Annotated in this window: 19 protein-coding genes and 1 tRNA gene; 10 read left to right on the top strand and 10 right to left on the bottom strand. The window is 64.8% G+C overall.

Annotated elements, in window-relative coordinates; genetic code table 11:
* The first annotated feature begins 26 nt into the window (after positions 1–26).
* Positions 27–1010 (top strand): 4Fe-4S dicluster domain-containing protein, encoded by a 984-nt coding sequence (locus D8M36_RS06390; RefSeq protein ID WP_065247548.1) that lies wholly within the window; start codon positions 27–29, stop codon positions 1008–1010.
* The gene (nrfD, locus tag D8M36_RS06385) at positions 1007–2110 is read left to right on the top strand and encodes an NrfD/PsrC family molybdoenzyme membrane anchor subunit (RefSeq protein WP_065247549.1); all 1104 of its coding nucleotides are present in this window, start codon (positions 1007–1009) and stop codon (positions 2108–2110) included. Before D8M36_RS06390 ends, nrfD begins: the two co-directional genes overlap by 4 nt.
* 216 nt (positions 2111–2326) lie before the next feature.
* On the opposite strand, the gene selD is transcribed toward nrfD, so the two are convergent.
* A complete protein-coding gene (gene selD / locus D8M36_RS06380) occupies positions 2327–3370 on the bottom strand; it encodes a selenide, water dikinase SelD (protein ID WP_065248702.1) in 1044 nt (347 codons plus the stop codon).
* 40 nt (positions 3371–3410) lie between these two features.
* On the opposite strand from selD, the gene D8M36_RS06375 reads away from it, so the two are divergent.
* From D8M36_RS06375 to selB, 3 genes are all read left to right on the top strand, one after another.
* Positions 3411–3505 (top strand) — tRNA-Sec (locus tag D8M36_RS06375).
* Positions 3506–3616: 111 nt separating this feature from the next.
* Positions 3617–5014, top strand: a complete 1398-nt coding sequence (gene selA, locus D8M36_RS06370) for an L-seryl-tRNA(Sec) selenium transferase (RefSeq protein ID WP_126847658.1) — start codon at positions 3617–3619, stop codon at positions 5012–5014.
* Entirely contained in the window at positions 4983–6788 is a 1806-nt protein-coding gene (gene selB / locus D8M36_RS06365; protein ID WP_126847656.1) for a selenocysteine-specific translation elongation factor, read from the top strand. Before selA ends, selB begins: the two co-directional genes overlap by 32 nt.
* A gap of 66 nt (positions 6789–6854) precedes the next feature.
* Here the strand turns inward: selB and nagE are convergent, their stop codons facing one another.
* From nagE to D8M36_RS06345, 4 genes are all read right to left on the bottom strand, one after another.
* Positions 6855–8840, bottom strand: coding sequence for an N-acetylglucosamine-specific PTS transporter subunit IIBC (gene nagE, locus D8M36_RS06360; protein ID WP_126847654.1), 1986 nt, complete (start codon positions 8838–8840; stop codon positions 6855–6857).
* 104 nt (positions 8841–8944) lie between these two features.
* A complete protein-coding gene (locus D8M36_RS06355; RefSeq protein WP_126847652.1) occupies positions 8945–9607 on the bottom strand; it encodes a DUF402 domain-containing protein in 663 nt (220 codons plus the stop codon).
* Positions 9608–9816: 209 nt separating this feature from the next.
* Entirely contained in the window at positions 9817–11664 is a 1848-nt protein-coding gene (locus tag D8M36_RS06350) for an ABC transporter ATP-binding protein (protein WP_126847651.1), read from the bottom strand.
* Positions 11661–13424: an ABC transporter transmembrane domain-containing protein gene (locus D8M36_RS06345; protein WP_238638404.1), complete on the bottom strand. Its 1764-nt coding sequence runs from the start codon at positions 13422–13424 to the stop codon at positions 11661–11663. The genes D8M36_RS06350 and D8M36_RS06345 overlap by 4 nt, the downstream gene beginning before the upstream one ends.
* Positions 13425–13548: 124 nt before the next feature.
* Here D8M36_RS06345 and D8M36_RS06340 point away from each other — a divergent pair, with 124 nt between their 5' ends.
* Genes D8M36_RS06340 through D8M36_RS06320 form a run of 5 tightly spaced genes read left to right on the top strand, consistent with a single transcriptional unit; the run spans position 13549 to position 17193 of the window.
* Complete coding sequence (locus tag D8M36_RS06340) at positions 13549–14169, top strand: mycothiol-dependent nitroreductase Rv2466c family protein (protein ID WP_126847649.1); 621 nt, start codon at positions 13549–13551, stop codon at positions 14167–14169.
* Between the two features lie 42 nt (positions 14170–14211).
* Positions 14212–14676: a ribose-5-phosphate isomerase gene (locus D8M36_RS06335; RefSeq protein ID WP_126847647.1), complete on the top strand. Its 465-nt coding sequence runs from the start codon at positions 14212–14214 to the stop codon at positions 14674–14676.
* A gap of 17 nt (positions 14677–14693) precedes the next feature.
* Positions 14694–15701 (top strand): Fpg/Nei family DNA glycosylase, encoded by a 1008-nt coding sequence (locus tag D8M36_RS06330; protein ID WP_126847644.1) that lies wholly within the window; start codon positions 14694–14696, stop codon positions 15699–15701.
* Position 15702: 1 nt separating this feature from the next.
* A complete protein-coding gene (locus D8M36_RS06325) occupies positions 15703–16203 on the top strand; it encodes a GNAT family N-acetyltransferase (protein WP_126847642.1) in 501 nt (166 codons plus the stop codon).
* 21 nt (positions 16204–16224) lie between these two features.
* On the top strand, positions 16225–17193 hold the full coding sequence (locus tag D8M36_RS06320; protein WP_126847640.1) for an isoaspartyl peptidase/L-asparaginase family protein: 969 nt from the start codon (positions 16225–16227) through the stop codon (positions 17191–17193).
* 104 nt (positions 17194–17297) lie between these two features.
* Here the strand turns inward: D8M36_RS06320 and D8M36_RS06315 are convergent, their stop codons facing one another.
* The 5 genes from D8M36_RS06315 to D8M36_RS06295 all read right to left on the bottom strand — a co-directional run bounded on the left by D8M36_RS06315 (position 17298) and on the right by D8M36_RS06295 (position 23632).
* Positions 17298–18878 (bottom strand): glycoside hydrolase family 10 protein, encoded by a 1581-nt coding sequence (locus D8M36_RS06315; protein WP_126847638.1) that lies wholly within the window; start codon positions 18876–18878, stop codon positions 17298–17300.
* A 122-nt stretch (positions 18879–19000) separates the two neighbouring features.
* Positions 19001–19912 (bottom strand): MurR/RpiR family transcriptional regulator, encoded by a 912-nt coding sequence (locus D8M36_RS06310; RefSeq protein ID WP_126847637.1) that lies wholly within the window; start codon positions 19910–19912, stop codon positions 19001–19003.
* 9 nt (positions 19913–19921) lie between these two features.
* Complete coding sequence (murQ, locus tag D8M36_RS06305) at positions 19922–20920, bottom strand: N-acetylmuramic acid 6-phosphate etherase (protein WP_126847635.1); 999 nt, start codon at positions 20918–20920, stop codon at positions 19922–19924.
* On the bottom strand, positions 20913–22136 hold the full coding sequence (locus tag D8M36_RS06300) for an anhydro-N-acetylmuramic acid kinase (RefSeq protein ID WP_126847633.1): 1224 nt from the start codon (positions 22134–22136) through the stop codon (positions 20913–20915). Before D8M36_RS06300 ends, murQ begins: the two co-directional genes overlap by 8 nt.
* The gene (locus D8M36_RS06295) at positions 22133–23632 is read right to left on the bottom strand and encodes a glycoside hydrolase family 3 N-terminal domain-containing protein (protein ID WP_126847631.1); all 1500 of its coding nucleotides are present in this window, start codon (positions 23630–23632) and stop codon (positions 22133–22135) included. Before D8M36_RS06295 ends, D8M36_RS06300 begins: the two co-directional genes overlap by 4 nt.
* Between the last annotated feature and the right edge of the window lie 5 nt (positions 23633–23637).

Below are 23637 nucleotides of genomic sequence, written 5' to 3'. Positions count from 1 at the left end.
TCCCACGATGAGAATGGAGGTGTGTGATGAGTCTTCTCAACACGACCGCTGATCCCATCTCCGTTTCGGGATGGGAACACACGCACGACCGCAAGGGCTTCTTCACCGACACATCGATCTGCATTGGCTGTAAGGCCTGTGAGGTCGCGTGTAAGGAATGGAACCGCAACCCCCAGGACGGCAACTTCGAGCTACTCGGCTCGTCGTTCGACAACACGGGCTCGCTCGGCGCGAACACGTGGCGTCACGTCGCCTTTATCGAGCAGTCTGAAAAGCGCATCGAGCAGGCCCGCGAGTCGGGTCGCCAGCTCGTGAACCTCGGCATGCCGAAGATCGGTCAAAAACCGCCGAGCGAGCAGCAGCCAAAGCACACGGAAGAATTCCGTTGGCTTATGGCTTCGGACGTGTGCAAGCACTGCACGCGCGCGGGTTGCCTCGATGCGTGCCCCACCGGTGCGCTGTTCCGCACGGAATTCGGTACTGTCGTGGTGCAGGCCGACGTCTGCAACGGCTGTGGCACGTGCGTGTACACGTGCCCGTTCGGCGTGATCGAGCGTCGTGACGACGGCACGGTCTCCCCGAAGACCGACCGCGACGATCGCCCGCATCTCGAGCAGGACATCCCGAACAAGGGCACGGCGAATAAGTGCACGCTGTGCTACGACCGCCTCAAGGACGGTCAGCAGCCGGCATGCGCGCAGACCTGCCCGACAACGTCGATCAAGTTTGGCGATCGCGACGAGATGGTCGCGAAGGCCAAGCAGCGCGTGAAGAAGCTCCACGAGGAGGGCATGACCGAGGCTCGCCTCTATGGCGCCAACCCGAACGACGGCGTTGGCGGCCTCGGCTCAGTGTTCCTTCTTCTCGACGAACCCGAGGTGTACGGTCTTCCGCCGGACCCGCGTGTGGGCACGATGGATCTGCCGAAGATGTACGGCCGCGCGGCCCTCGCCGCAGGGGCAATGATCGCGACGACCGCCCTCATGTTCGTGGGAGGTAAGAGGAAATGAGCCAGAACGAGTTCGACAGTTACCGCCCGCCGCAGCCGATGCGCCGCAAGCGTCGGCCTGAAGCAACCAAGTATGACGGCGCCCGTAAGCGCGGTCAGAACCGTATGGGCGAGGTCTCGATGGTCGAGGACGTCCAGTTTACGAGCTATTACGGTAGGCAGATCGTCAAGGCTCCGCCGTGGGAGTACCCGATCGGCGTGTACCTCTTCCTCGGTGGTGTTGCCGGCTCTTCGGGCCTCATCGCGCTTGCCGCTGAGGCGACCGGTCGTGACACGCTGCGCCGCAATGCGCGCGTCGGTTCGATCGCTGCGCTTGGCATCGGCACGGTCAGCCTCATTGCGGACCTCGGCCGCCCGGAGCGCTTCCTCAACATGATGCGCACTTTCAAGCCCACGAGCCCCATGAACCTCGGCACCTGGATCATTTCCGCGTACGGCGTGAATGCAGGCGTGACCTTTGCAAACGAGTTTGACCGTATGACGGGGGAGAAGCTCCCTCTCGGTCCTCTTCGCAAGGTCGCACGGTTCATGGAGAAGCCGGCCTCGTGGGGTCAGGCGGCAACGGGCGCTCCGCTCGCGGTGTACACCGCTGTGCTGCTTGGTGACTCGGCGCTTCCCGCGTGGAATGGCGGCAAGTTCTCGCTCCCGTTCTTGTTTGCCTCGTCGGCGAGCCTTGCCGCGTCCGGCACGGCGATGCTGTCGACCCCGCTTGACGAGATCGGTCCGGTTCAGCGTCTCGCCCTCGCGGGTGTTGCAGGCGACATGCTTTCGCTTCGCGCGATGAAGAAGGAAATGCACCCTCTCGAAGCTGAGCCGCTGGAAATCGGCGATGGCGGCAAGAAGATGCACATCGCGGAGAAGCTGCTTATTGCGGGCGCCGTGACGGGGCTTTTCGCGAAGAAACACCGCGCGATCGCGATTGCTTCGGGTGCGTGCCTCGCGGCGGCGAGTGCGTTTACGCGTTTCGGTATTCTCGACGCGGGCTTCCAGTCGGCGCGTGATCCGAAGTATACGGTGATTCCGCAGAAGGAGCGCCTCGAGCGCCGCCGCAAGCACGGAATCGTGGACGATTCGATCGTGACGGGTCCCGAAGCCGACTAGCGTCCTTTGGATTGCATAGACATAGTGGGGGTTATGGCTGGGTGCCATAGCCCCCATTTTTCGTAAGCCGCATCGACTTCGGTCGAGGTGCGGCGGTTCAAACCCCCGTAACCCCTATGCAATTCAGGGAGGGGTTAGGGGAGGGGGTGAGGGGAAGATCGAGGGCGGACTCGTACACGGGGCGGGCCTTTCGCTCAGTTTTTCTTCCGACGGCGCCTAGCGGACCTGGACGCTGCCTGCGGGCGCGTCGTCGCTCGCGGCCACGATCTCACCGATGACCGGGTACCCGGGGATCTCTCCCACGACGAGAAGGCCGCCCGAGGTCTGCGCATCGGCGAGGAACAGCAGATCTTCTTCGGTAATGCCCGCTCCTGCACGAAGTGAGGGGCGCACCCAGTCGAGGTTGCGCCGAGTGCCTCCCGAGATAAAACCCCCCGCAAGCGCGTCGAGCGCATCGCCCATCGCCGGCACGGCTGCACGCTCGAGCACGGCGCTCACACCTGAGGCGCGCGCCATTTTGTGCAGATGCCCAAGCAGGCCAAAACCGGTCACGTCGGTCGCGGCTTTCGCGCCGATCTCGAGAGCCTTCTTCGAGGCTTCGGCGTTGAGGGTCGTCATCCATTTCACGGCTTCGTCGATGCTCGAGCCCGTTGCTTTGTGGCGGTTGTTCAAAAGACCGACGCCAATCGGTTTCGTGAGCGTGAGCGGAAGTCCCACCTCGGCCGCATCGTTGCGCAGGAGAGCGTCGGGCTTCGCGATGCCCGTGACCGCCTGACCGTACTTCGGTTCGGGGTCATCCACGCTGTGACCGCCGATGACGGGTACGCCAGCCTCGCGCCCCACGTCGAGGCCCCCGCGCAGCACCTCCGAGAGCATCTCCATGGGGAGCTTTTCGCGGGGCCAGCCCACGAGATTGATGGCGACGACCGGTTCGCCTCCCATGGCGTAAATATCTGAAAGGGCGTTGGCTGCGGCGATGCGTCCCCAGTCGTAGGGGTCGTCTACGACGGGCGTGAAGAAATCGGCGGTGGAGAGCACCGCGAGGTCCCCGCGCACGCGCACCGCGGCGGCATCATCACCATCGTCGAGCCCCACGATCACCGAGTCGAATTTCTGACCGGTGAGGGCTTTCACGGCATCCTCGAGCTCGCCCGGCGGGATCTTGCACGCGCAACCGCCGCCGTGCGCCATGGTCGTGAGGCGCGGGTAGTTGCTGAAGTCAGGTTTGTCGGTGCTCTGGGGATCTTCGTTGACGTTCATGCTTTCCACTTTAAGCGTTTTCACTGGTAGATTCGTGCGCGGAGGCGTACGTGTCCTGGTGGGCGCCCCGGTCTTCAAAACCGGTGATATCGAGTAGCTCGGTATGGCGGGTTCGATTCCCGTCCGCCTCCGCCAAGCTTTCGCGCCTCGCCTTTTCGGCGGGGCGCGCGTGGCACGTGGGGATGCTGGTCCGACGCTTGCCACGTCATCCGCGATTTTGAGTTTCGAGCGAAGGTGCCCCGCGATATGTCACGAACCGCGCCCCCGGCAGCAGGCGACGATCCACGACGGCGAATCCCACGGACCGATGCTCTACTCGCGCTCGAGGCGGTCGAACAGGCGAAGCAGCGCATCGGTGAGGAGAACGTGCGCGAGCTCGTGCGCGAGGCGCAAAACCGCGCGCGCGCCGGGAAGATCGCGCCGGAAGAGGTGGAGGGCGAGGTGCTCGCCGCGCTCGAGAACACTCGCGTGAGTGCTTTTACGCCCGTGCTCAACGCGACCGGCGTGATCGTCCACACGAATCTTGGGCGCGCCCCGCTTTCACCCCAGGCGATCAACGCCCTGGAAGCCGCTGCGGGCTACGTTGATGTCGAGTTCGATCTCGAGACTGGTCTGCGAGGCAAGCGTGGCGTCTCTACGCGTGAGGCGCTGCTCAAGGCGTGCCCGGCAGCGCAGGACGCGCTTGTGGTCAACAACGGTGCCGCGGCGCTTTCGCTCATCGCGACGACCCTTGCGGGCCCCGGGGCGGGGGAGCGGCGTGAAATTGTGTTGAGTCGCGGAGAGATGATCGAGATCGGCGCGGGATTCCGCCTCACCGAGCTCATCGAATCCACGGGACCCGTGATTCGCGAGGTGGGCACGACAAATCGCACGCACATTGCCGACTACGAAAAGGCCCTTGGAGAAGGCACTGCCGCGATCCTCAAGATCCACGCGAGCAACTACGTCATTAAAGGTTTCACAAGCGCCGTGAGCATTGCTGAACTCGCCGAACTTGCCCACGCTAATGGCCTGCCGCTCGTGGTCGACATAGGTTCGGGGCTCTTTTCTCCCGAGCAGCTGCTACCGGACGAACCGACCCTCACCGAAGCCCTCGAGCAGGGTGCAGATCTCGTGCTCGCGAGCGGCGACAAACTCGTGGGTGGCCCGCAAGCCGGGCTCATCCTCGGGAAGAAGGAATGGGTTGAGCGCGTGGCCCGCCACCCCCTCGCGCGGGCGATGCGCGCCGATAAGCTTTTGCTCGCCGCGCTCGAAGCCACCGTCGGAGGCCCCACGCCTCCCGTTCTCGAAGCGCTCCACACCAACCCCGACGCGCTCAAAGCGCGTACGGAAGCACTCGCGGGAGCACTCCGCGCGCGCACTCACGAACCGTGCGAGGTCGTGCCACACGATGGCCGTGTGGGCGGAGGCGGCGGCGCTGAAGTCCCCATTCCCGGGTGGGCGCTGCAGCTACCCGAGCGCCTCGCCACCGAACTAAGGGGCCTTGAGCGGCCGATCATCGCGACGACGCGCGACGGTGCGTGCCTCATCGACCTGCGCTGCATTCCCGAGTTCGAGGACGACGAGCTTGAGAGCGCGATCGCTGCGCTCCTGAAACGCGAGAAAGGACGCCATGCACGTCATCGCGACCGCCGGCCACGTTGACCACGGCAAAAGCACTCTCATCCGTGCGCTCACAGGTATAGAAACGGATCGCTGGGAGGAAGAGCAGCGCCGCGGTCTCACGATCGACCTTGGCTTCGCGTGGTGCACGCTCCCTTCCGGGCGCGGCGTGAGTTTCGTGGATGTTCCCGGCCACGAACGGTTCATCGGCAACATGCTCGCGGGCCTCGGCCCGGTGCCGATCGTGTTATTCGTGGTCGCTGCGGATGAGGGCTGGAGCGCCCAATCGAGCGACCATCGCGATGCCGTGAAGGCCCTCGGGATCTCGCACGGCATCATCGTAGTGACTCGTGCCGATCGCGCACCCGATCGCGTCGAGGCCGTGATTGCCGAGGCACGGCGCGAACTCGCCGACACGGGACTTGCCCACGCTCCCGCATGCGGTGTTTCCGGCGTGACGGGGGAGGGCATCGACGCCCTCCGAAGTGAACTCGATGCTCTCGTGGCAAGCGTCGCAGCGGCGTCCCCGCACGAGAGCGTGCGCCTGTGGATCGATCGCTCTTTCACGATCGACGGAGCGGGAACCGTCGTGACCGGCACGCTTGGGGCCGGCACCGTGCGCCCCGGCGACGACCTGATACTCGTGAGCACGCGACACGACGGCGCTGAGCCCCGAAAGGTGAGCGTGCGAGGCGTGCAGTCCCGGGGTGCGCGCGAAGACGCTGTTGAACCCGTGAGCCGCGCCGCCCTCAACCTTCGCCAAATTCCCGCGAGCGACATCCACCGCGGCGATGTACTCCTCACCCCCGAGGCCTTCCATCTCACTCGCGTCGTGGACGTGCGCAGCGTGAGCGGCGACAGCCTCGACGATATTCCACGCGAGACCATGATCCACGTGGGCAGCGCGGCCGTGAACGCGCGGGTGCGGCCCCTCGGCGCAGACCACGCCCGCCTCACCTTCGATAAACCCCTCCCGCTCGTGATCGGTGATCGACTCGTCATGCGCGGTACGGGGGAGAGAGCAGTGCTCGGTGGCGTGCGGGTGCTCGACGTCGACCCGCCAGAGTTGCGTAGGAGAGGGGCCGGGAGCGCCCGTGAAACCGAGCTCGAGCACATGAGCGAGCACGGCGACGCGAGGCGCGAGATTGAGCGCCGCGGAGCGATCCTCGAAAAGGAACTGAGGAAAATGGGCTTCGAGGTGAGCGGCGAGCTTGAGGGGGTTGTGTCCGACGGCGGCTGGCTCGTGAGCGATGCCTTCCTCGAGAATCGTGGCCGCGCACTGAGGGAACGCGTCGCCGGTGCGACCAAAGCGAATGCGCTTCGCCCTGGGCTCTCGCGTAAGGAAGCCTTTGAGGCCCTTGCCCTACCAGCTCCTGATCTTCTGCCGATGATCGTGCGAAAGGCGGCGCTCGTTGAACGTGACGGTTTGATCGTCGACCCCTCCGTGCAAGCGGGACTCGGCGAGGCCGAAGCGAGCGTTGCCACGCTCGAAGCGAAACTCAAGAGGGACCCGTTCAACGCCCCGGAACTTGGAGATCTCGCGGCGCTCGGTCTGAGTGCGAAAGAACTCGCCGCTGCAGCGAAACAGGGGCGGCTCTTGAGAATTGGGCAACCGTCGGACAACCTTGTGCTGCTGCCCACCGCACCCGCCCTCGCGATGCGCGAGCTCGCGGCGCTCCCGCAGCCGTTTACCACCTCGCAGGCGCGTCGTGCTCTCGGTACCACGCGGCGCACCGTGATTCCGCTCCTTGAGCACCTCGACAAAAAGGGCTGGACGCGCCGCATCGATGCGGGGCACCGCGAAATCGTTCGTTAAATTGCGTTCTCCCCGCACCGAAGTGGTTCCAGTGCGGGGAGAACGATGGTGTACTGAGGCGCGTGCTTAGACGAACTCGATGCGTGAATCCGCGTGGCCGAGGATCACGACGGGCGTGATCGCCTTGTAGCCCGCCGCTTCGATCGCCGAGCGGTCGAAGTCCACAAGAGGCTGGCCCGCGACGACGCGATCACCGTTCTTCACGCGCACCGTGAAGCCCTTGCCGTTCATCTTCACGGTGTCGAGGCCCACGTGGATGAGGACCTCGGCGCCGTCGTCGAGCGTGAGCGCCACGGCGTGACCCGTCGGGAACGCTTGCGACACGACGCCAGCGGCGGGAGTCACGACCTGGTTGCCGCTCGGGTCGATCGCGACGCCGCCACCGAGAAGCCGTTCGGCGAACGTTGAATCGGGAACATCCTCGAGCGGGACGATTGCCCCCTCGAGGGGCTGGCGCATGCGCACGAGCGCAAACTCGGGTTTGTCGGCAACGGTAGTTGCGGCAGGAGAAGCCGCGGGGGCGGCAGCGGAGCCCTCAGTACTCGCGACGGGTGCCGGATCAGCAATGCTTTCGGCCTCGGCGCGCGCGGGCGGTTCAATCGAACCGTCCATGAGGCCCTCCATCGCGTCCTTCACGAACTGCACGTTGAGCCCGTAAATCACCTGATAAAGGTTGCCTCCAGGCTTCATGACGCCCGTCGCACCCGCGGCCTTGAGAGCCTGCTCATCGGCAAGGGACACATCGTTGAGGCTCAAGCGCAGGCGCGTCGCGCAGTTCTCGACCTCGTCGATGTTGCTCTTGCCGCCGAGCGCCTCGAGAAAACGGTGTGCAGTGAGGACGTACTTGTCGGTGCCGGTGGCCTGAGAGTCGCTTTCGTCATCGGTCTCATCCTCGTCGGTACCGCGGCCCGGGGTCTTGAGGTCCCACTTGAGGATCACGAAACGGAACACGAGGAAGTAGATCACGAACCACATGGCGCCCATGAGGAAGATTGCCCACGGGTTCATCGCGAGCGGGTTGACCCACTGGAGGACCAGGTCGATGAAGCCACCCGAGAAGCCGAAGCCCGAGCGGACGGGAAGGGCGGCAGTGACGCCCATCGAGATCCCCATGAAGATCGCGTGGATCAGATAGAGGCCCGGAGCGAGGAACATGAAGAGGAATTCGAGCGGCTCCGTGATGCCCACGAGGAACGCCGCGAACGCCGCACCGATCAGGATGCCGCCCGTCGCTTTCTTTTTCGACGGTTTCGACGTCACATACATCGCGAGGGCAGCACCGGGAAGGCCCATCATCATGACCGGGAAGAACCCGGTCATGTACTGGCCGGTCACGCCACGCGTGCCGGTGCCCGCGAGGAAGTTGTTGAGGTCATTCACGCCCGCGATATCGAACCAGAACACGGCGTTAAGCGCGTGATGAAGACCAAGCGGGATGAGCAGGCGGTTGAAGAAGCCATAGAGGCCGGCGCCGACCGGGCCGAGCGTGAGCATCCACTCGCCAAAGGCCACGAGGCCACCGAAGACGAGCGGCCACACAAACATGAGCACGAGTGCGGCGACGAGAGAGAGGAGGGCCGAGATGATCGCCACCGAGCGCTTGCCCGAGAAAAATGCGAGGAAGTCAGGAAGCTCCGTGTCCTTGAATTTATCGAAGCTCCACGCTGCGATGAGGCCGCAGATGAGGGCCACAAAAACGTTATTGACCTTGCTGAATGCGGGGTCGACCTGCGCCACATCGCTCAGGCCCTGGAACTTCATGATGGTCTCGGGTTTGAGGAGAGTGGTGACCGTGAGCCACGAGGTCAGGCCGGCGAGGGCTGCGACGCCGTCGGCCTTCTTCGGCATGCCGAGCGCGACACCGATCGCGAAAAGGAGCGGGATGTTATCGATCAGCGCGCCACCCGCTGCCGCGAGGAACGCTCCGATGATGTTGTTCGGGTCGCCCGTGGCACCCGCAATCCAGTAGCCAAGCCCCGAGAAGATCGAGGCGACGGGAAGTACGGCGACCGGCAGCATGAGTGACCTGCCGAGCCGCTGGAAGAATTTCATCAAGACGTATCACTCCAAGGGAAAGTGCGCATCCTTGCGCGAGGAACGCGGACGCGGTCACGCCCGAGGTAGGAATATACTACGGGGTTGGTAAAACGCAGAGATCAGCGTCGCCGTGCACGCGTGAGGTCCATGTCCCACGAGTAGTGCTCGGGGAGCTTAGGCAGGTCCCACGCGGGGTTCGGGAAGAAATACTCAAAGCCCGCGTTGAAGGGGTAGCCCCAGGCTTCGATGTCGCGTTCGGCCTCGCGTCCCCATGCCCGAATCTGCTCCGTCATCTCGTGGCTGAAGTACCCGATTCGCTCGGCACCCTCAAGTTCGTCCTCATCCTTGTAGTGATAGTCGTGGCGGGGGAGCACCACGAGGTCGAGAACGAGATCGCGCGAACGTACCCCTTCCTCCGTGCGCTCGAGCGAGGTCTCGAGGTTCACGTAATAGCAGCCGAGAGTGCCATCGTCCTTATAGAACAACCACACCGAGTAGGGCTTATCGGGCAGGCCGATCATGAGGATGCCGTTACCGGTCCACAGCTGTTTTGATTGCGTTCGAGGGGCGGTGAACATGCCTTCGTCGCCCGCGCGCCTGAGCGGGGCACCTGATTCGAGTACGGGAAGGAGAACCTCCGTGCCCGGCGCGATCCACACGACGATTCCGCGGTCATCATCAATGACGACGGTTCCCGGTCGCACGGTGATGGTCTCGTGCGCGTGCGTGTAGTACGTCCAGGTCACGTGGTCCCCAGCGGACCAACGCTTCTGGGTATTCATGACTCTTCCGTGGCCCCATAAGCCTCCCGGATGCTCCGCGACGGGCCGATTCCGCAAAGTCACATGGTTTCCGGAAGGGGAAACGAGTATGCCTCGAGCCTACCGGAGTGCGAGCACGTTATGCGAGTGTCATCCTTCACGGCGCGTCAAAGAGCGGTACCGGATGGTGGGGAGGTGGCACCGCTCAGGCCGAAAGCGAGGATTGCCCTTTAGCGAGACCAGGCATTCCACAGTTCGGCGTAGCGCCCGCCGAGCGCGACAAGTTCCTCGTGACTTCCCGATTCCACAACCGCGCCGTCGGCCATGACCAGGATTCGATCCGCCTCTTTCGCTTGCGAAAGGCGATGCGCCACGATGAGCGTTGTGCGACCGCGTGCGACCTCGAGGGCCGCACGTTCGAGCACTCGCGCGCCCGAACTGCCTTCGTCGGCCGTCGCCTCATCCATGATGAGGATCGCCGGGTCTTGGAGCACGATGCGCGCGAGCGCAAGCTGCTGGCCCTGTTCGGCGCTGAGTTTCGTGCCCTTCTCGCCAACTTCGGTGTCGAGCCCTTTGGGAAGGAGCCTCGCCCATTCTTCGGCACCGACCCGCGCAAGAGCGCCCCATAGCTCATCATCGCGCGCCTCAGCGTTCGCGAGGCGAAGGTCTTCGCGGAGAGTCCCGTGGAACACGTGGACGTCCTGCGAAACGATCGAGGCGTGAGAGCGCACGGCCTCGAGGTCCGCATGCGCGAGGTCGGCTCCGCCGTGGAGCACACGACCCCAGCGCGGGGTGAGTGTCCCCGCCATGATCGAGGCCAGGGTCGATTTGCCCGCGCCCGATGCCCCCACGAGTGCGACAGTCTCTCCCTCCTCGATCGATAGATCGATCGGAGCAAGCACGATCCGGCCGTTCTCGTGATACGAGTGGGCGACCCCCTCGAGGCGAATGGAGCCGTCCCTCGGCACTTCGGTCCCGGGCGAAGCGGCGGGGCCGATGGAGGTGATGACGCCGACCATGCGCGTAAGGCTCGCCGCGGCCGACTGCACGTCGTCGAGGGAAAAGATGAGCGATTGCAGCGGCCAAAAGAGCGTCACGATGTAGATGCACGCCGAGGCCACGAGCCCCACCGGCATGAGCCCCGCCTGGACGGTCGCATAACCGATGAGCAGCACAAGAATGACGGCGAGGGTTTCGGGGATCATCATGATCCACACGACTTGGACGATGAGTCGGAAAATTTTCAACACGAGCGCGTAGGCGGCGGCGCTCAGCGAGCCAACGTGCCGCGTCTCGCGCTCTTCGATGCCGTAGGCGTGCACGGTCGGGGCGCCATTGATTGCGGCAAGGAGACCCTGTGCACGCGCGCCCTTTGCAATGCGCTCGACGCGATAAATGCGGTTCGTACGCGGCAGGTAAAAACGCAGTGCCCACACGTAAAAGGGAATGATCGCGACAACGAGAATGAGAAGCCACGGGCTGATCATGACGAGCGCGATGAACGTCACCGTGATTTGGAAGATCACCGTGACGAGCCACGGCACGATGTTGTTGACGGCTTTCGCGGTCACATCGACATCATCGGCGACTCTCGAGAGTGCGTCGCCGATGCCCGCCTGCTCCATCGTTTGCGTGGGCAGATCGAGGGCGCGGTCGATGACGTCCTCGCGCATTCCCGCAAGGAGGCGCTGGCCGAGTCCCGAGATGAGGGCGCGTGAAAGAGCCGAGGCGAGCGCTTGTACGGCGCCCGCTGCGACGAGCATTCCGGCGATGGTCCAGAGCGCCTGAGTAGTTCCTCCGGCCGTGACCACGTCTACCGCGCGCCCCATGAAGTACGGGCCGAGCGCACCTGCAAGCGCGGCCATGATGGTTGCCGCAAGCATCCCGAGGGCGAGAGGAGTGAAGTCGCGAAGCCGGCCGAGCATGAATCGGCCGGTCTCACCGAAGGAAGCAATCGGAAGGAGCTCCGCGTGGCGCGAAAGCTGGCGCGCCACGTCGCCTTCGGCCTCCATCGAGGCGATCAGGTCGCGTTCGGCTTCGCTCGCAGTGTTTGCCGCGCGCGTGCTGTTTTCGCTCATCGTTGCACCACTTTCCGGTATGCCTCGGCGTGCATGAGCTCGTGGTGGGGGCCTTCGGCGCTTACCTCGCCGCCTCGCACGAAGAGCACGCGGTCGGCCTGATCGAGAAGCGCCGGAGCCTTCGCGATGAGCACCGTGATGCGGTCCTCGACCTTGCGCGCCTCGCGCACCCCTTGGGCGATTTTGTGTTCCGTCACGGCGTCGACCGCGGTCGTCGGGTCGTTGAGCACAAGCACGGGAACATCCGCCGCAAGTGCGCGTGCGAGAGCCAGGCGCTGGCGCTGGCCACCAGAGAGGTTCGCGCCGCGGTCGAGGATGCGCGTGTCGAGCCCCTCGGGCAGGATCCTCAAAAGATCATCTGCGCCTGCGGATTCGAGAGCCGCGTGCGCCCAGGTATCGGGATCGGTCGTCGTGCCGGGTGAAGCGCCTGGAGCGGGGCGTTTTGTGTCGAGTTGCTCGCGCAGCGTGCCATCGAAAAGGTCGACTGCGTGCGGCTCGATAAGGAGGCTTTCGCGCGGAATGTCGAGCGAAGAAAGTTCGCTGAGGGCGAGGCGGGCGTCGGAAGCGGATTCGGGAACGAGTGCGACGATCTGAGAATCGCGCACGGTGCCGAGAAGAGGGGTGGAGATCTCCCCGAGGCCCGGAAGACGTGGGGGAGCAGTGGGCTCCGTGCGTGCCGAAAGGGCCTCGGGCGAGCCGGCTTTGACGAGAGAATTGAGCGCGGGCTCGGTGATGCTTCGCCCCATTTCGCTCAGGAGCTGGCGGATGCGGCGCGCCGAGGTCGAGAAGCTCGCCCACCACACGGGCACGCCTGAGAGACCCGCCATCATGCCCGAAAGATTGCGCACGAGACCCGCAATCGAGATGAACACGCCTACCGACATCGCGCCTTCGAGCGTGAGCGTACCCGAGGCGACGACGACCGCGGCAATCATGATCGAAGAGGTAAAGAGCATGAGGCCGTCTGAAAGACCTGAAAAGCGAGCGTTGGTGAGCGCGGCATCGAGGGCGGTGCGTGACCGAGTGCGATACGTGGTGCGGGCGCGAGTCTGCACGCCGAGGCCCTGCAGCACGCGAAGGCCGTGCACAAGATCCGTCGCGGTCGCGGCAGCGTCGGCGGCTCGCGACTGCTGGTTGTCGTACTTTTCGGAGAGAATCGGGGTGACGACCCTCAAGATCAGCACTTGCAGGGTAAGGCTCGCAAACACGATGAGTCCCACGAGGGGATTCATGAGCGTGAGCCACACACCCGCGCCCACAACCGCGATCGACGCGGGCACGGCCCACGTCATCATGTCGAAGACATCGGGAGCGCGATCAGCATCCGAGGTCGCGATTGAAAGGATTTCCCCTGCGGGGCGATCGATCTGTCGGGACGCGGGGTCGAGGGCAGCCGCGGTGACGGCGAGGCGCAGATTGTGCTGCTCGCGCGCTCGGATCTCCATGATCGGTTCGAAAAATCGCGCCCAGCACCAGTTGGAGAGAAGCAGGAGCCCTGCAAGACCCGCGGCACCGCCCGCGGTGAGCCAAAGATTGGCTTTAAAGATGCCGTGGTCGATCACGAGGCCGATCCCGATGGGGATGAACATATTGATCGCTTCGCTCGCCATCGCGAGCACCATGAACCACGTGAGTGGGCGCGCATTGCGGCGCACCATCGCGCGCATCACCGAGCGCTCACGAAGTTCGGTTCGACTAAGGTGAGCCTCCGAAGCATGGCGCTTGTCTCTCGTGCGAGCACGGGTGTTTGTAGTGCTCATAGGCGTTTCGCTCATCCGTTTAAGTGAACGAAGAAAGGCGGGGTTGTGCAATCGGTTCTCGGAAAACGGACGGTGGCGTCTGACACAATGGGCCGGAATTGATTCGCCACGAAAGGAGTGCCACGTGAGCACCACGAATCGCGACGTTCTTCTTTACATCGACCCCACGTGCCCGTTCGCGTGGGTCACGAGCCGCTGGCTTCTCAACGCCGTGCAGGCACGGCCCGAGTTCACGCCACGCTTCTCGATCATGTCGCTGTACGTACTGAACGAGGGGCGCGAGCTCGACCCCGACTATCGGGCGGCGATCGACAAGACTATGGACCCCGCCCACCTGTTCATGGCTGTGCAGCGCGAACTCGGCCAAGAGGCGTTCTCGAAGCTGTACACCGCTTGGGGCGAACGTTTCCACGTCCAGGACCGCCGCGACGACTTCCTTGAGGTGGCGCGCGAGTCCCTTGAGGAAGCCGGAATCGATGCCTCGTATCTCGAGCACTGGGAAGGACGCACCTACGAGGCTGAGTTGCGTGAGGAGCAGGCAAAAGTCGAGCGCCTGGTAGGCAACGATGTTGGTACGCCGGTGATCTCCTTCGGCTCGGGAACCGCCTATTTCGGCCCCGTGCTCACCCGTGCGCCGCGCGGTGAGGAAGCCGGTGCGCTTCTCGATGGCCTTGCGTCGATGGCGAGCGTGCGTGGCTTCGCGGAACTCAAGCGCGCTCGCACCGGCGGCCTCGACTTCTCCTGATGCCCTCAACGCCTCAATTGATCACACAAGAAAGGGCCGCTCATGCGCTTGCATATCGCCACTGACCACGCCGGCTTCGACCTCAAGAACCGGCTCATCACCGTCTTTGAGGAGAAAGGGCACGAGGTGATCGACCACGGCGCGTTCGTGGTCGATCCGCTTGATGACTACCCGCCGTTTTGTTCGGACTGCGGTGAGGCGGTCGTCGCGGATCCCGGAAGCCTTGGAATCGTGATCGGTGGCTCCGGAAACGGGGAGCAGATCGCCGCGAACAAGGTTCAGGGCGTGCGTGCGGCACTCGTGTGGAACGAGGCGACAGCCAAGCTCGCGCGTGAGCACAACGACGCGAATGTGATTGCCGTTGGCGCCCGCCAGCACAGCGAGGAGGAGCTCATCGCTCTCATCGAGACGTTTGTCAACGAGCCCTTCTCGGGCGACGAGCGCCACGTGCGCCGCATCGGCAAGATCGCCGAATACGAGAAGACTGGCACGTACCAGGAGCGCTAACGAAAGGGCGGTGAGCGATGCCCGAGGGGCATACGATTCACCGGCTCGCACGTGCGATGAACGCCGCATTCGGAAATACCCGGGTGCGGCTTTCGTCGCCGCAGGGCCGGTTTGAGGCTGGAGCCGCGGAACTCGACGGCTGGGTCATGGCGCGAGCCGAGGCGGCGGGCAAGCACCTCTTCATGGGCTTCGCTCCGCACGAGGACACCGAACCGCTTCGATTCATCCATATTCACTTGGGGCTGTACGGCTCGTGGACATTCGCGGGCAGTGAGCGTTTCCATCAGGTGCGCGCGATCGGTGCGCCCCGCAAGGGGCTTGAGGTGGCGTCCGACGGTTCCTGGGCTTCGATTGTGCCCGGGGCTAACGTCAGACTCCGCATTCGCGGAGCAGAGGGGCTTGCTGACCTGACCGGTCCCAACCAGTGCCGCGTGATCGACGAGGCTGAGCGGGAAGCGGTGCTCGAACGTCTCGGGCCTGACCCGCTGCGCTCGGACGCCGATCCGCGTGAGTTTGTGCGGCGCATTAAGAAATCACGCCAAAGCATCGGTCAGCTCCTCATGGACCAGCGCGTATGCGCGGGCATCGGCAACATCTACCGCGCCGAACTGCTGTTTCGTGCGCGGCTCGACCCTTACGTGCCCGGCAACGAACTCACAACACCGCTGATTGAGGCGCTGTGGGAGGATCTCGTGCCTCTCATGGGGTACGGCGAGCGCACGGGCCGCATAGTCACGACTCAGCCCGAGCATCGGAAGATTCACCGCGAGCTCAACGAACGCACGGTTCCCGTGTACCAAAACGGAGATGATGACCCCGCGAGTGTTCCGCGCGAGGAGTCGTTTTACGTGTATCACCGCCAGGGTTTCCCGTGCCGCGTGTGCGAAGCGAACATTCGCGATGCCGACCTTGCCGGGCGCGCGCTCTACTGGTGTCCCCGCTGCCAAAAGCGCCGCGTGCGTAAAGCAGGCTGGACGGACGTGAATAGCGCGGCGAGCTGGGCCTACACTCGGGAGGGTGAATGAGATGACCCCACACCCCAAGTTTGACCTGCGCGTGCTCGCCGAAAGGCCCGACGGTTCCACCCTCAAGGCGTCGCACCTCAGCTTCATGGATCCCGAGATCGTGTACTCGCTGTGCATGCTCCGCCAGGACGTGTTCATCATTGAGCAGGGGGTATCGAGCGAACAAGAACTCGACGGGCTCGACCGCGAGGATTCCACCATCACCGTGTGGTGGGAAAAAGACGGCGATGTGATCGGGACGATCCGCGTGTTTCCCGGTGAGGGATGCATGAGAATCGGTCGCCTCGCGTGCGCCAAGAGTGCCCGCCGTGGCGGCTATGGCGGCGATCTCATGGCCGCGGCGATCGACCTGTGTAAGGAGCGCGAGAGCACCCAGAAGATCGTGATCCATGGGCAGTCCTACCTCAAAGATTGGTACGAATCGCTCGGTTACGTGACCGTGAGCGACGAGTTCTACGAGGCCGGGATCGCGCATTACACGATGGAGTACCACCACCCGTAGGTGTTTCGAGGAGGAGCGACGATGAACACGAGCGTGTCTGCCGCGCGCGCAGCCGGCGAGGAGAACGTCCAGCCACCAGCCACCCTTACGATCCACCGGGCGAGCGCCGAGCCGTGGGCGCTCGCGATTCACGGCGGTGCCGGCGGTCGCATCCTTGAGCTCGGTGAACAGGCCGACTACGCGAGTGGCCTGCGCGAGGCACACGCGGCCGGTGAAGCGGTACTGTCGGGCGGCGGAAGCGCCCTCGAGGGGTGCTGCGCTGCCGTGCAATCGCTCGAGGAGAACCCGCTGTTCAATGCCGGGCGAGGCGCGGCGCTCGCGAAAGACGGGCGCGCCGAACTCGACGCCTCGGTCATGGACGGGGTTAGCGGCCTCGCCGGCGCAGTTCTTGCGAGTCGGCATGCCAAGAGCCCGGTGCGTGCGGCGCGCGCCGTCATGGAACGCACCGACCACGTGATGATCGTCGATCCGCCCGCCGACCTTGTGCGTGACTGGGACCTCGAGGTTGCGGACCGCGCGTGGTTTGTGACCGAGCGACGCCTCGCTCAGTTGCGAAGGTTGCTTGACAAGAATGAGAGCGGCCCGAGGCATGGCACCGTCGGAGCTGTGGCCCTTGATGCGAAGGGGCACCTCGCCGCCGCAACCTCGACCGGAGGAATCAGCGCGCAGGATGTCGGTCGGATCGGGGACACCCCCGTGATCGGGGCGGGCACGTACGCGCGCGATGGACTCGCGGCACTGTCATGCACGGGGGAGGGCGAGGCCTTCCTCCGCGGCGTTGTGGCCTACGACGTTGCCGCGCGCATGAGGTATGCGGCCTGCGACCTTCCCACCGCCGTTGCGGCCACTATCGAGGAGACCCTCACCGAGAAGGGCTCGAGCGGGGGCCTCATCGCAGTGCTGCCCACCGGGGAAATGGTCATCGCTCATAACTCGCCCATGATGTTTTCGGCGTACCGCGACGGGGCCGAGGTGCGCGTTCACCTCTAGTCACGAGTCGCGCCCAGCGTCGCACGCCCCAAACGGTGAGGGTGCAGAAAACGACGCGATGTGCCCGTTTTCTGCACCCTCATCCAGATGCATAGATGCCCCGGTCAGCGCGCGCGAGTGGCCTTTGACGGCGCGGATTCATTCCACAGGCGGTCGAGTGCCGTCACGACGATCCACTCACCGCCCGCGACCCCCTCAACATGAACGCTCTGGCGCACGACTTGCGCATCGGCGCGCACACACGCGAGAAGGTTGCGGCCATCTGCGAGTTCAGCGAGATCGAATCGCGCACCCGAGACCCGGTAGATCGCGAAACTCGTCGCCTCAGAATGGGGGTGGCGATTGAACTCGACCACGGCATTGCCGCGCGAGCAGCGCACCTTGAGGCCTTTTGGCGTGCGCGGCGCGGCTCCTCCCATGTGAGCGATGACAGGCACGATCGCGGGATGGGCGTAGTGGCGGCGAACGACCTCGCCCATCGCACCGTCTCGCTCATCGCGCACTGACTTCGCCGAGAAGTACACATCGCCCTCGACACGCGGGTAGTCGCGATTGAAGTCGAGGTGGCGTGCCATCTCTTCCGGATCCTCGATTGCGCCCGAGGCCTGCTTGTACATCGCTTGGCCGATGTAGAGTGCGACATCGGTGCCTTCGACGACATCGTTCCACCAGGGAACGAGCGCCGCGTAGTCGGCGACCTCAAGCCCGATCGGCCAGTAGATCTGAGGATTGATGTAGTCGACGAGGCCATCCTTGACCCACGCGCGCGAATCCGCGCAAATGATCTCGTAGCTCTCCGACCCGCTCGTGGCAGAACCGGCGGGATCGCTCGTGTCGTTGCGCCAAATGCCGAACGGGCTGATACCGAACTTCACCCACGGCTTGCACGAGCGGATCCTCTCTCGCATCTCGCGGATAAAGATCGTGATGTTCTCACGGCGCCAGTCATCACGCGAGGACGTGCCATCCGAGTAGCGTTCATAGGTCGCCTGGTCCGGGTAGTCCTTGCCTTCAACCTTGTACGGATAGAAGTAGTCGTCGAAGTGGACCGCATCGATGTCGTAGTGCTCGACCGAGTGCATGATCGCGCGTAGCGAGTGCTCGCGAACCTCTGGGATGCCCGGATCGAAATAGGTCTTCGTGCCGTACGCCCATGCCCACTCCTCGTTCACGAGCGCTGGATGGTCGGGGACGAGGTGGTCGACGGATTCGGTCATCGACACCCGGAACGGGTTGTACCACGCGTGGAATTCGAGGTTGCGCTTGTGGGCCTCCTCGATCTGGAATGCGAGGGGATCAAATCCCGGATCCTTGCCCTGTTCGCCCGTGAGGAACTGCGACCACGGTTCATACGGCGAGGGCCAGAAAGCATCGGCAGCCGGGCGAATTTGCGAAATCACCGCGTTGAGGTTGAGTTCCTTCGCCAGATCAAGCCAGGCGAGGAATTCCGCTTTGGAGTCCTCGACGCTGAGGCCGGTGCGGCTTGGGTAGTCGATATTGTCGGTGGAGGCGATCCACATCGCGCGAAACTCGCGTACGCGTGGGGCCGCGGCTGCGTCGGAAGCGCTCGGCCCCTGGGGGGAAGGCGATGCGACGGCCGGGACCGCACCGATTGCAACGGCGAAGGCGCCCGCGCTGGCGGCGCCGGAGAGCGTCACGAATGAACGGCGTGAAAGATGAGTCATAAAGGTCTCCTCGTTGAGATGCTCGTGACGGTGGAGAAACGACGTTAAGCGCCGAATGCGGGCCCTGACCTGCAGTATTCTCCACCCTGAAAGTGGAAGGGATGAAGCGCCGGTGGTGGGGGTTACCGCCTCCTCGCCGAAACCGCGGAATAGGTGCGCGCGAGCGCCTCGTGAGCCTCGTCCATGCGCGTTTGCGCAATGGCGACAAAGAGGAAATCTACGACGGTGAGCTGCGCAATCCTTGAAGCCGTCGCCCCTGAGCGCAGCTCCGACTCGTGGGCGTGGGTCAGCAGAGTGATATCCGCAAGGCGAGCGATCTCGCTCGACGGTGCATTCGTCATCGCGATCGTCGCCGCCCCCGCATCCTGCGCAATCGCAAGAGAATCGAGAATGTCCAGCGTTTCGCCGGAGTGCGAAATCCCGACCGCGACATCGCCGTCGCCCATGAGCGACGCCGCAGGCAGGGCCTGGTGGGCATCCACATAGCTCGTGGCGCGCATACCGATGCGGGCGAGCTTTTGTTCGAGGTCCATCGCCGCAAACGCCGAGGCTCCCACACCGAACGTGACCACCTGGCGGGCTTTCGTGCACAGCGTCCGCGCACGCTCGAGTTCGCTGATGCTCACGGCATCGGCGGTATCGGCAACCGCGCGCGAATCGGCAAACGCCACTTTCTTGACGACGGCTTCGAGTGAATCCTGCGGGTCGATATCGGCAGCAAGCGCGCTCGCGGCATGCTCATCGCCCCCCGCAATCGTCGTCGCCCGCCCGCGCGAAAACGCCAGGTCTTCACGGAACGCAGCCCTCAGCTCCCTAAAGCCGCTGAAGCCGAGACTCGTGGCAAGTCGCACGATGCTCGCCGGTGACGTGCGAGAGGCCGCGGCAATCTCGGCGATCGGCTGGGTGAGGGCCTCATCGGGATGATCCAGAAGGTAGCGGCTCGCGCGGGCAAGCGTACGCGACTCGCTCGTCGCGGCATCCTCGAGAGCATCGAGGACGCGTGCCGGTGGGCGCTGGGAGCCTTCGCTTGTCATGGTGGGAGCCTACTGTCCTTCGGCAACCGTCGGAGAGTCCACGCGGGCGCGCAGAGCTTCGCTCGCGGAACGGATTCCCGAGGCATCTCCCGGACGTTTCGCAGAAGGCGGGAACTGCGCGAGGGTCTCGAGGGCCTCCGGGGCCTGCTCGAGCGGAGCACCGGCAAGCACGAGGACAAGAGCGGCACGCAGATTGTGGCCCGTTGCCTCGAGTGCCGCACGCGCCTCCTCTTCGCTCACGCCGGTTGCCTCACGCACGATCCTCACGGTACGAGCGACGAGCTTCTCGTTAGTGGCCCGCACGTCAATCATGAGATTCTCGAACGTCTTGCCGAGACGCACCATCACCGACGTCGACAGGGCGTTGAGGAGCACCTTTTGCGCGGTCGCGGCTTTCATCCGGGTCGACCCGGTGACGACCTCGGGGCCGGTGTTCACGAGAAGCGGGACATCGGCAAGCGCGGCGAGCGGTGCATTCGGGTTGGCGCTCACGAGCGCCGTGGCGAGTCCGCGCTCGCGGGCAGCCGCAAGCGCGCCCTTCACGTACGGGGTTCGGCCACTCGCGGCAAGCCCCACGATGACGTCGTGCGCGCCCGCGTGGTCCGCAACCACACTCGCGCCAAGCTCTTCGCTATCTTCGGCGCCCTCGACAGCTTTCATCATTGCCCCGTCGCCGCCGGCCAGATGCGCGACGAACATATCGGAGCCTGCGTTGTAGGTGGGAAGGAGCTCGACCGCATCGAGAACACCGAGACGACCCGAGGTCCCTGCTCCCACGTAGTGCACGCGGCCCCCATTCGAGAGGGCTTCTACGCAGAGGTCGGTCAAACGCGCGATCTCGTGCGTCAGCGCTTGCACGGCCGCGACGACCGTGGCATCTTCCGCGAGGATGCGCTCGACGACTTGCGCGGATGCGAGCGTGTCGATATCGCGAGAGCGGGGATTGCGCTCCTCGGTGGGCGAATGCACTTGGACAAGCGGCGTGAGCGGGCCATGTGAATCAGTCACGGGAATCCTCCACGAGAAGTTGGCGGGGTGTGGTTGTCGATATCGGGACGGTGCGCAGGGCGTGCGGCGGGGTGAGGTGACCGAGCACAGCGGGCTCTGCGGCACCCGTGGCATCGATCAGCGCACCGGGCAAGCCGTGCGCAGAGTAGTAGCCGATCAGGGCCATGAGGAACGCTTCCTTGATGTCGGGGTCGAGACCGCCGAGCGGGCCCGTCGTCACCGTACATGCAGGTAGGAGCGCTTCGATGCGGCCCATGAGGGTCGGGTTGTGGGCGCCACCGCCGGTCACGTGAAGACGAGTGCGAGGCTCGTGCCCCACTTCGGCCTTGAGCGCATCGGCGAGAGTGCAGGCAGTGAGTTCCGTGAGCGTCGCGAGCAGATCCTCTGTGCTGAGCCTGTCCAGGTCGACGCCCGCCTCGCGTGCGCGAGCGGCGAGCCACGCCGGCGAAAAGTACTCCCGGCCCGTGGACTTTGGAAAGGGAAGTGCGAAGTAAGGGTCGGCGAGCAGCGCTGAAAGAAGACCTTCGTGCACGCGCCCGGCAGCGGCAAGGGCGCCATCCGTATCGCACGCCGTTCCCGTACGAAGGGCGGCGGCCGCGTCGATGAGCCCGTTACCGGGGCCCGTGTCACCCGCGCGCACGAGCGTAGGAGCGGCGGTTCCGACGGCTGCCGGAGTGCACAGCGTCGCATTGGCAATCCCGCCGATGTTCACCGCGCATCCGCCATCGGGGCCGAGCAGGAGTTGGTCGAGGAGAGGGGCGAGTGGCGCGCCGGTCCCGCCACGGGCGATGTCGGCACTGCGAACGGTACTCAGCGCCGCAATCCCGGTGGCGGCGTGGATTCGGGAGGCATCCCCGATGGCGAGGGTCGCGAGGGTGCGCCCGCCCTCGACGTTGTGAAAGAGCGTTTGCCCGGGCGAGACGACGAGATCGAGTGGCGTGTCGGACCCGAAGTCGCGGGCATCGTCGAGCACGCGCGTGACGACGTCAGCGAGGAACTCGCCGACGTGCGCATCGAGCAGTGTGAGCTCCGCGAGCGAGGGAACACTCGCGCTGGTCACAGCCTCGAGGACACGGTCGCGAAGCGCTTCGGGCCACGAGTATTCGCCCGAACTTACGAGACGCGCGCGAAGCACGTCGCCGTCGCGGGAGAAATCGACAAGGGCGAAATCCGCCGAATCAACCGACGTACCCGTCATGAGACCGAGGATCCTCATCGAACGACCTCTCCGAGAGCGAGATTGGCTGAGGCACTCATGACGCCCCGACTCGCGCCGTAAGTGAGAAGAACAGCGGCGGGCGATGAGAGAGTGTGGGCGAGCGGCGCCGTTTCCGGAACACCCGTGTGAAGGACGATCAGACGCGACCCTAACTCGTGTGCGTGAGCGGCGGCCTTCTCGAGACGAGCGGTTTCCGCGTCACTCGCCGAGCCAAGCCGCGTGAGCACGAACGTCACCTGAGGGCTTTCGTAGCCCGGCGGCGGGTCTGCGGGCAGAAGGCGAATGCCTCGATGCTCGAGTACCGGCGCGAGGAAGGTGCGCCCTTTACCCGCCGCGTAATCGTGCGCGAAGCGCGCATCGACGATGGCGGCGGTCGATACATGGCCCGCAACAGGCGACGATCCGCGTGCCCACCGCACCGCACGTCGAGAGGCACGCTTACCAACTGCCTCGAGATGAGCCTCCGCACTCTCGAGCGCCTGCACGGTGCACGCAGACGCGCTCGCGCGGCCCGCAAGTGCCGTGCGCACGCGCTCGGCGCGCGAGCGCAGCTCATCACGATCTAGCTGCCCCGAACGAAGAGCCTCAGCGATCGCGTCGTGGGCCTCGACAAGCATGTTTTCGCCATCGCGGCGGATCGACGTCCCAAGACACAGCAGGTGCGCGCCCGCGTCAAGCGCCCGCACGGCCGCCTCCGCGTAGCCCACCGATGTGGTCATCGCCCCCATGTCGAGAGCATCGGTGACGACGAGCGCATCGGGATTGGTTTGCGCAGCGAGAGCATACGACCACGGGGCAATCGTTGCGGGCCCCTCCCCGAGAGACGGCACACGTATGTGGGCTGTCATGACGGCATCGGGCGCGCTGCCGAGCGCGCGGAAGGCCGCGACATGCTGGCCAAGGACATCCTCGCGCGACAGGGCAACCGTCGGAAGACCCACGTGCGAATCAACCGCCGTGTCCCCGTGGCCGGGAAAATGTTTCGCACAGCTGAGCACCCCCGCGCGCGCAAGCCCTTCGCAGACCGCCCGCGCATGCCGCGCGACCCGCCCCGGCGACGTGCCGAAACTGCGCGCACCGATCACGGGATTGGAAGGGTTCGTGTTGACATCTGCGACGGGGGCGAAATTCATGTTCACGCCAATCGCGGCGAGAACCCGCCCGATGGCCTCGCCGTACTCGCGCGAAAGCTCGGGATCGTCGATGTCCCCAAAACCACGTGCTGCGGGGAACGTACCGCCGCGCGCCGCATAGAGGCGAGTGACGTCGCCGCCCTCCTCGTCGATCGTGACGACCGGCTCGGTGCGACTCGCCTCACGCACCTGGGCGATGAGCCTTTGGGCCTCGCGCGCATTCGGCGTGTTGTACCCGAACAGACACACACCGCCGAGTCCGGCTTCGAGCGCCTGCGCGAGCCACGGAGGGACGCCCGTGCCGGGAAAAGACGCGAGAAGCGGTGCGAGAGCATCGGCATCAAAACGAGACTGGGACATGGTCA

Origin of the sequence: Dermabacter sp. HSID17554 (genome assembly GCF_003989295.1) — a bacterium.
Taxonomy (GTDB): Bacteria; Actinomycetota; Actinomycetes; order Actinomycetales; family Dermabacteraceae; genus Dermabacter; species Dermabacter vaginalis.
The sequence above is the reverse complement of the archived record's forward strand: the minus strand, read 5'-3'. Positions and strand labels throughout refer to the sequence as shown.

Coding starts and splice junctions, on each gene's coding strand:
- selD (WP_065248702.1), bottom strand. CDS start 3,370: ATGAACGTCAACGAAGATCCCCAGAGCACCGACAAACCTGACTTCAGC.
- D8M36_RS06310 (WP_126847637.1), bottom strand. CDS start 19,912: ATGACAAGCGAAGGCTCCCAGCGCCCACCGGCACGCGTCCTCGATGCT.
- D8M36_RS06325 (WP_126847642.1), top strand. CDS start 15,703: ATGACCCCACACCCCAAGTTTGACCTGCGCGTGCTCGCCGAAAGGCCC.
- D8M36_RS06315 (WP_126847638.1), bottom strand. CDS start 18,878: ATGACTCATCTTTCACGCCGTTCATTCGTGACGCTCTCCGGCGCCGCC.
- nagE (WP_126847654.1), bottom strand. CDS start 8,840: ATGAAATTCTTCCAGCGGCTCGGCAGGTCACTCATGCTGCCGGTCGCC.
- D8M36_RS06300 (WP_126847633.1), bottom strand. CDS start 22,136: ATGAGGATCCTCGGTCTCATGACGGGTACGTCGGTTGATTCGGCGGAT.
- D8M36_RS06320 (WP_126847640.1), top strand. CDS start 16,225: ATGAACACGAGCGTGTCTGCCGCGCGCGCAGCCGGCGAGGAGAACGTC.
- D8M36_RS06295 (WP_126847631.1), bottom strand. CDS start 23,632: ATGTCCCAGTCTCGTTTTGATGCCGATGCTCTCGCACCGCTTCTCGCG.
- D8M36_RS06390 (WP_065247548.1), top strand. CDS start 27: ATGAGTCTTCTCAACACGACCGCTGATCCCATCTCCGTTTCGGGATGG.
- D8M36_RS06345 (WP_238638404.1), bottom strand. CDS start 13,424: ATGAGCACTACAAACACCCGTGCTCGCACGAGAGACAAGCGCCATGCT.
- D8M36_RS06355 (WP_126847652.1), bottom strand. CDS start 9,607: ATGAATACCCAGAAGCGTTGGTCCGCTGGGGACCACGTGACCTGGACG.
- nrfD (WP_065247549.1), top strand. CDS start 1,007: ATGAGCCAGAACGAGTTCGACAGTTACCGCCCGCCGCAGCCGATGCGC.
- D8M36_RS06335 (WP_126847647.1), top strand. CDS start 14,212: ATGCGCTTGCATATCGCCACTGACCACGCCGGCTTCGACCTCAAGAAC.
- selA (WP_126847658.1), top strand. CDS start 3,617: ATGTCACGAACCGCGCCCCCGGCAGCAGGCGACGATCCACGACGGCGA.
- D8M36_RS06350 (WP_126847651.1), bottom strand. CDS start 11,664: ATGAGCGAAAACAGCACGCGCGCGGCAAACACTGCGAGCGAAGCCGAA.
- selB (WP_126847656.1), top strand. CDS start 4,983: ATGCACGTCATCGCGACCGCCGGCCACGTTGACCACGGCAAAAGCACT.
- D8M36_RS06330 (WP_126847644.1), top strand. CDS start 14,694: ATGCCCGAGGGGCATACGATTCACCGGCTCGCACGTGCGATGAACGCC.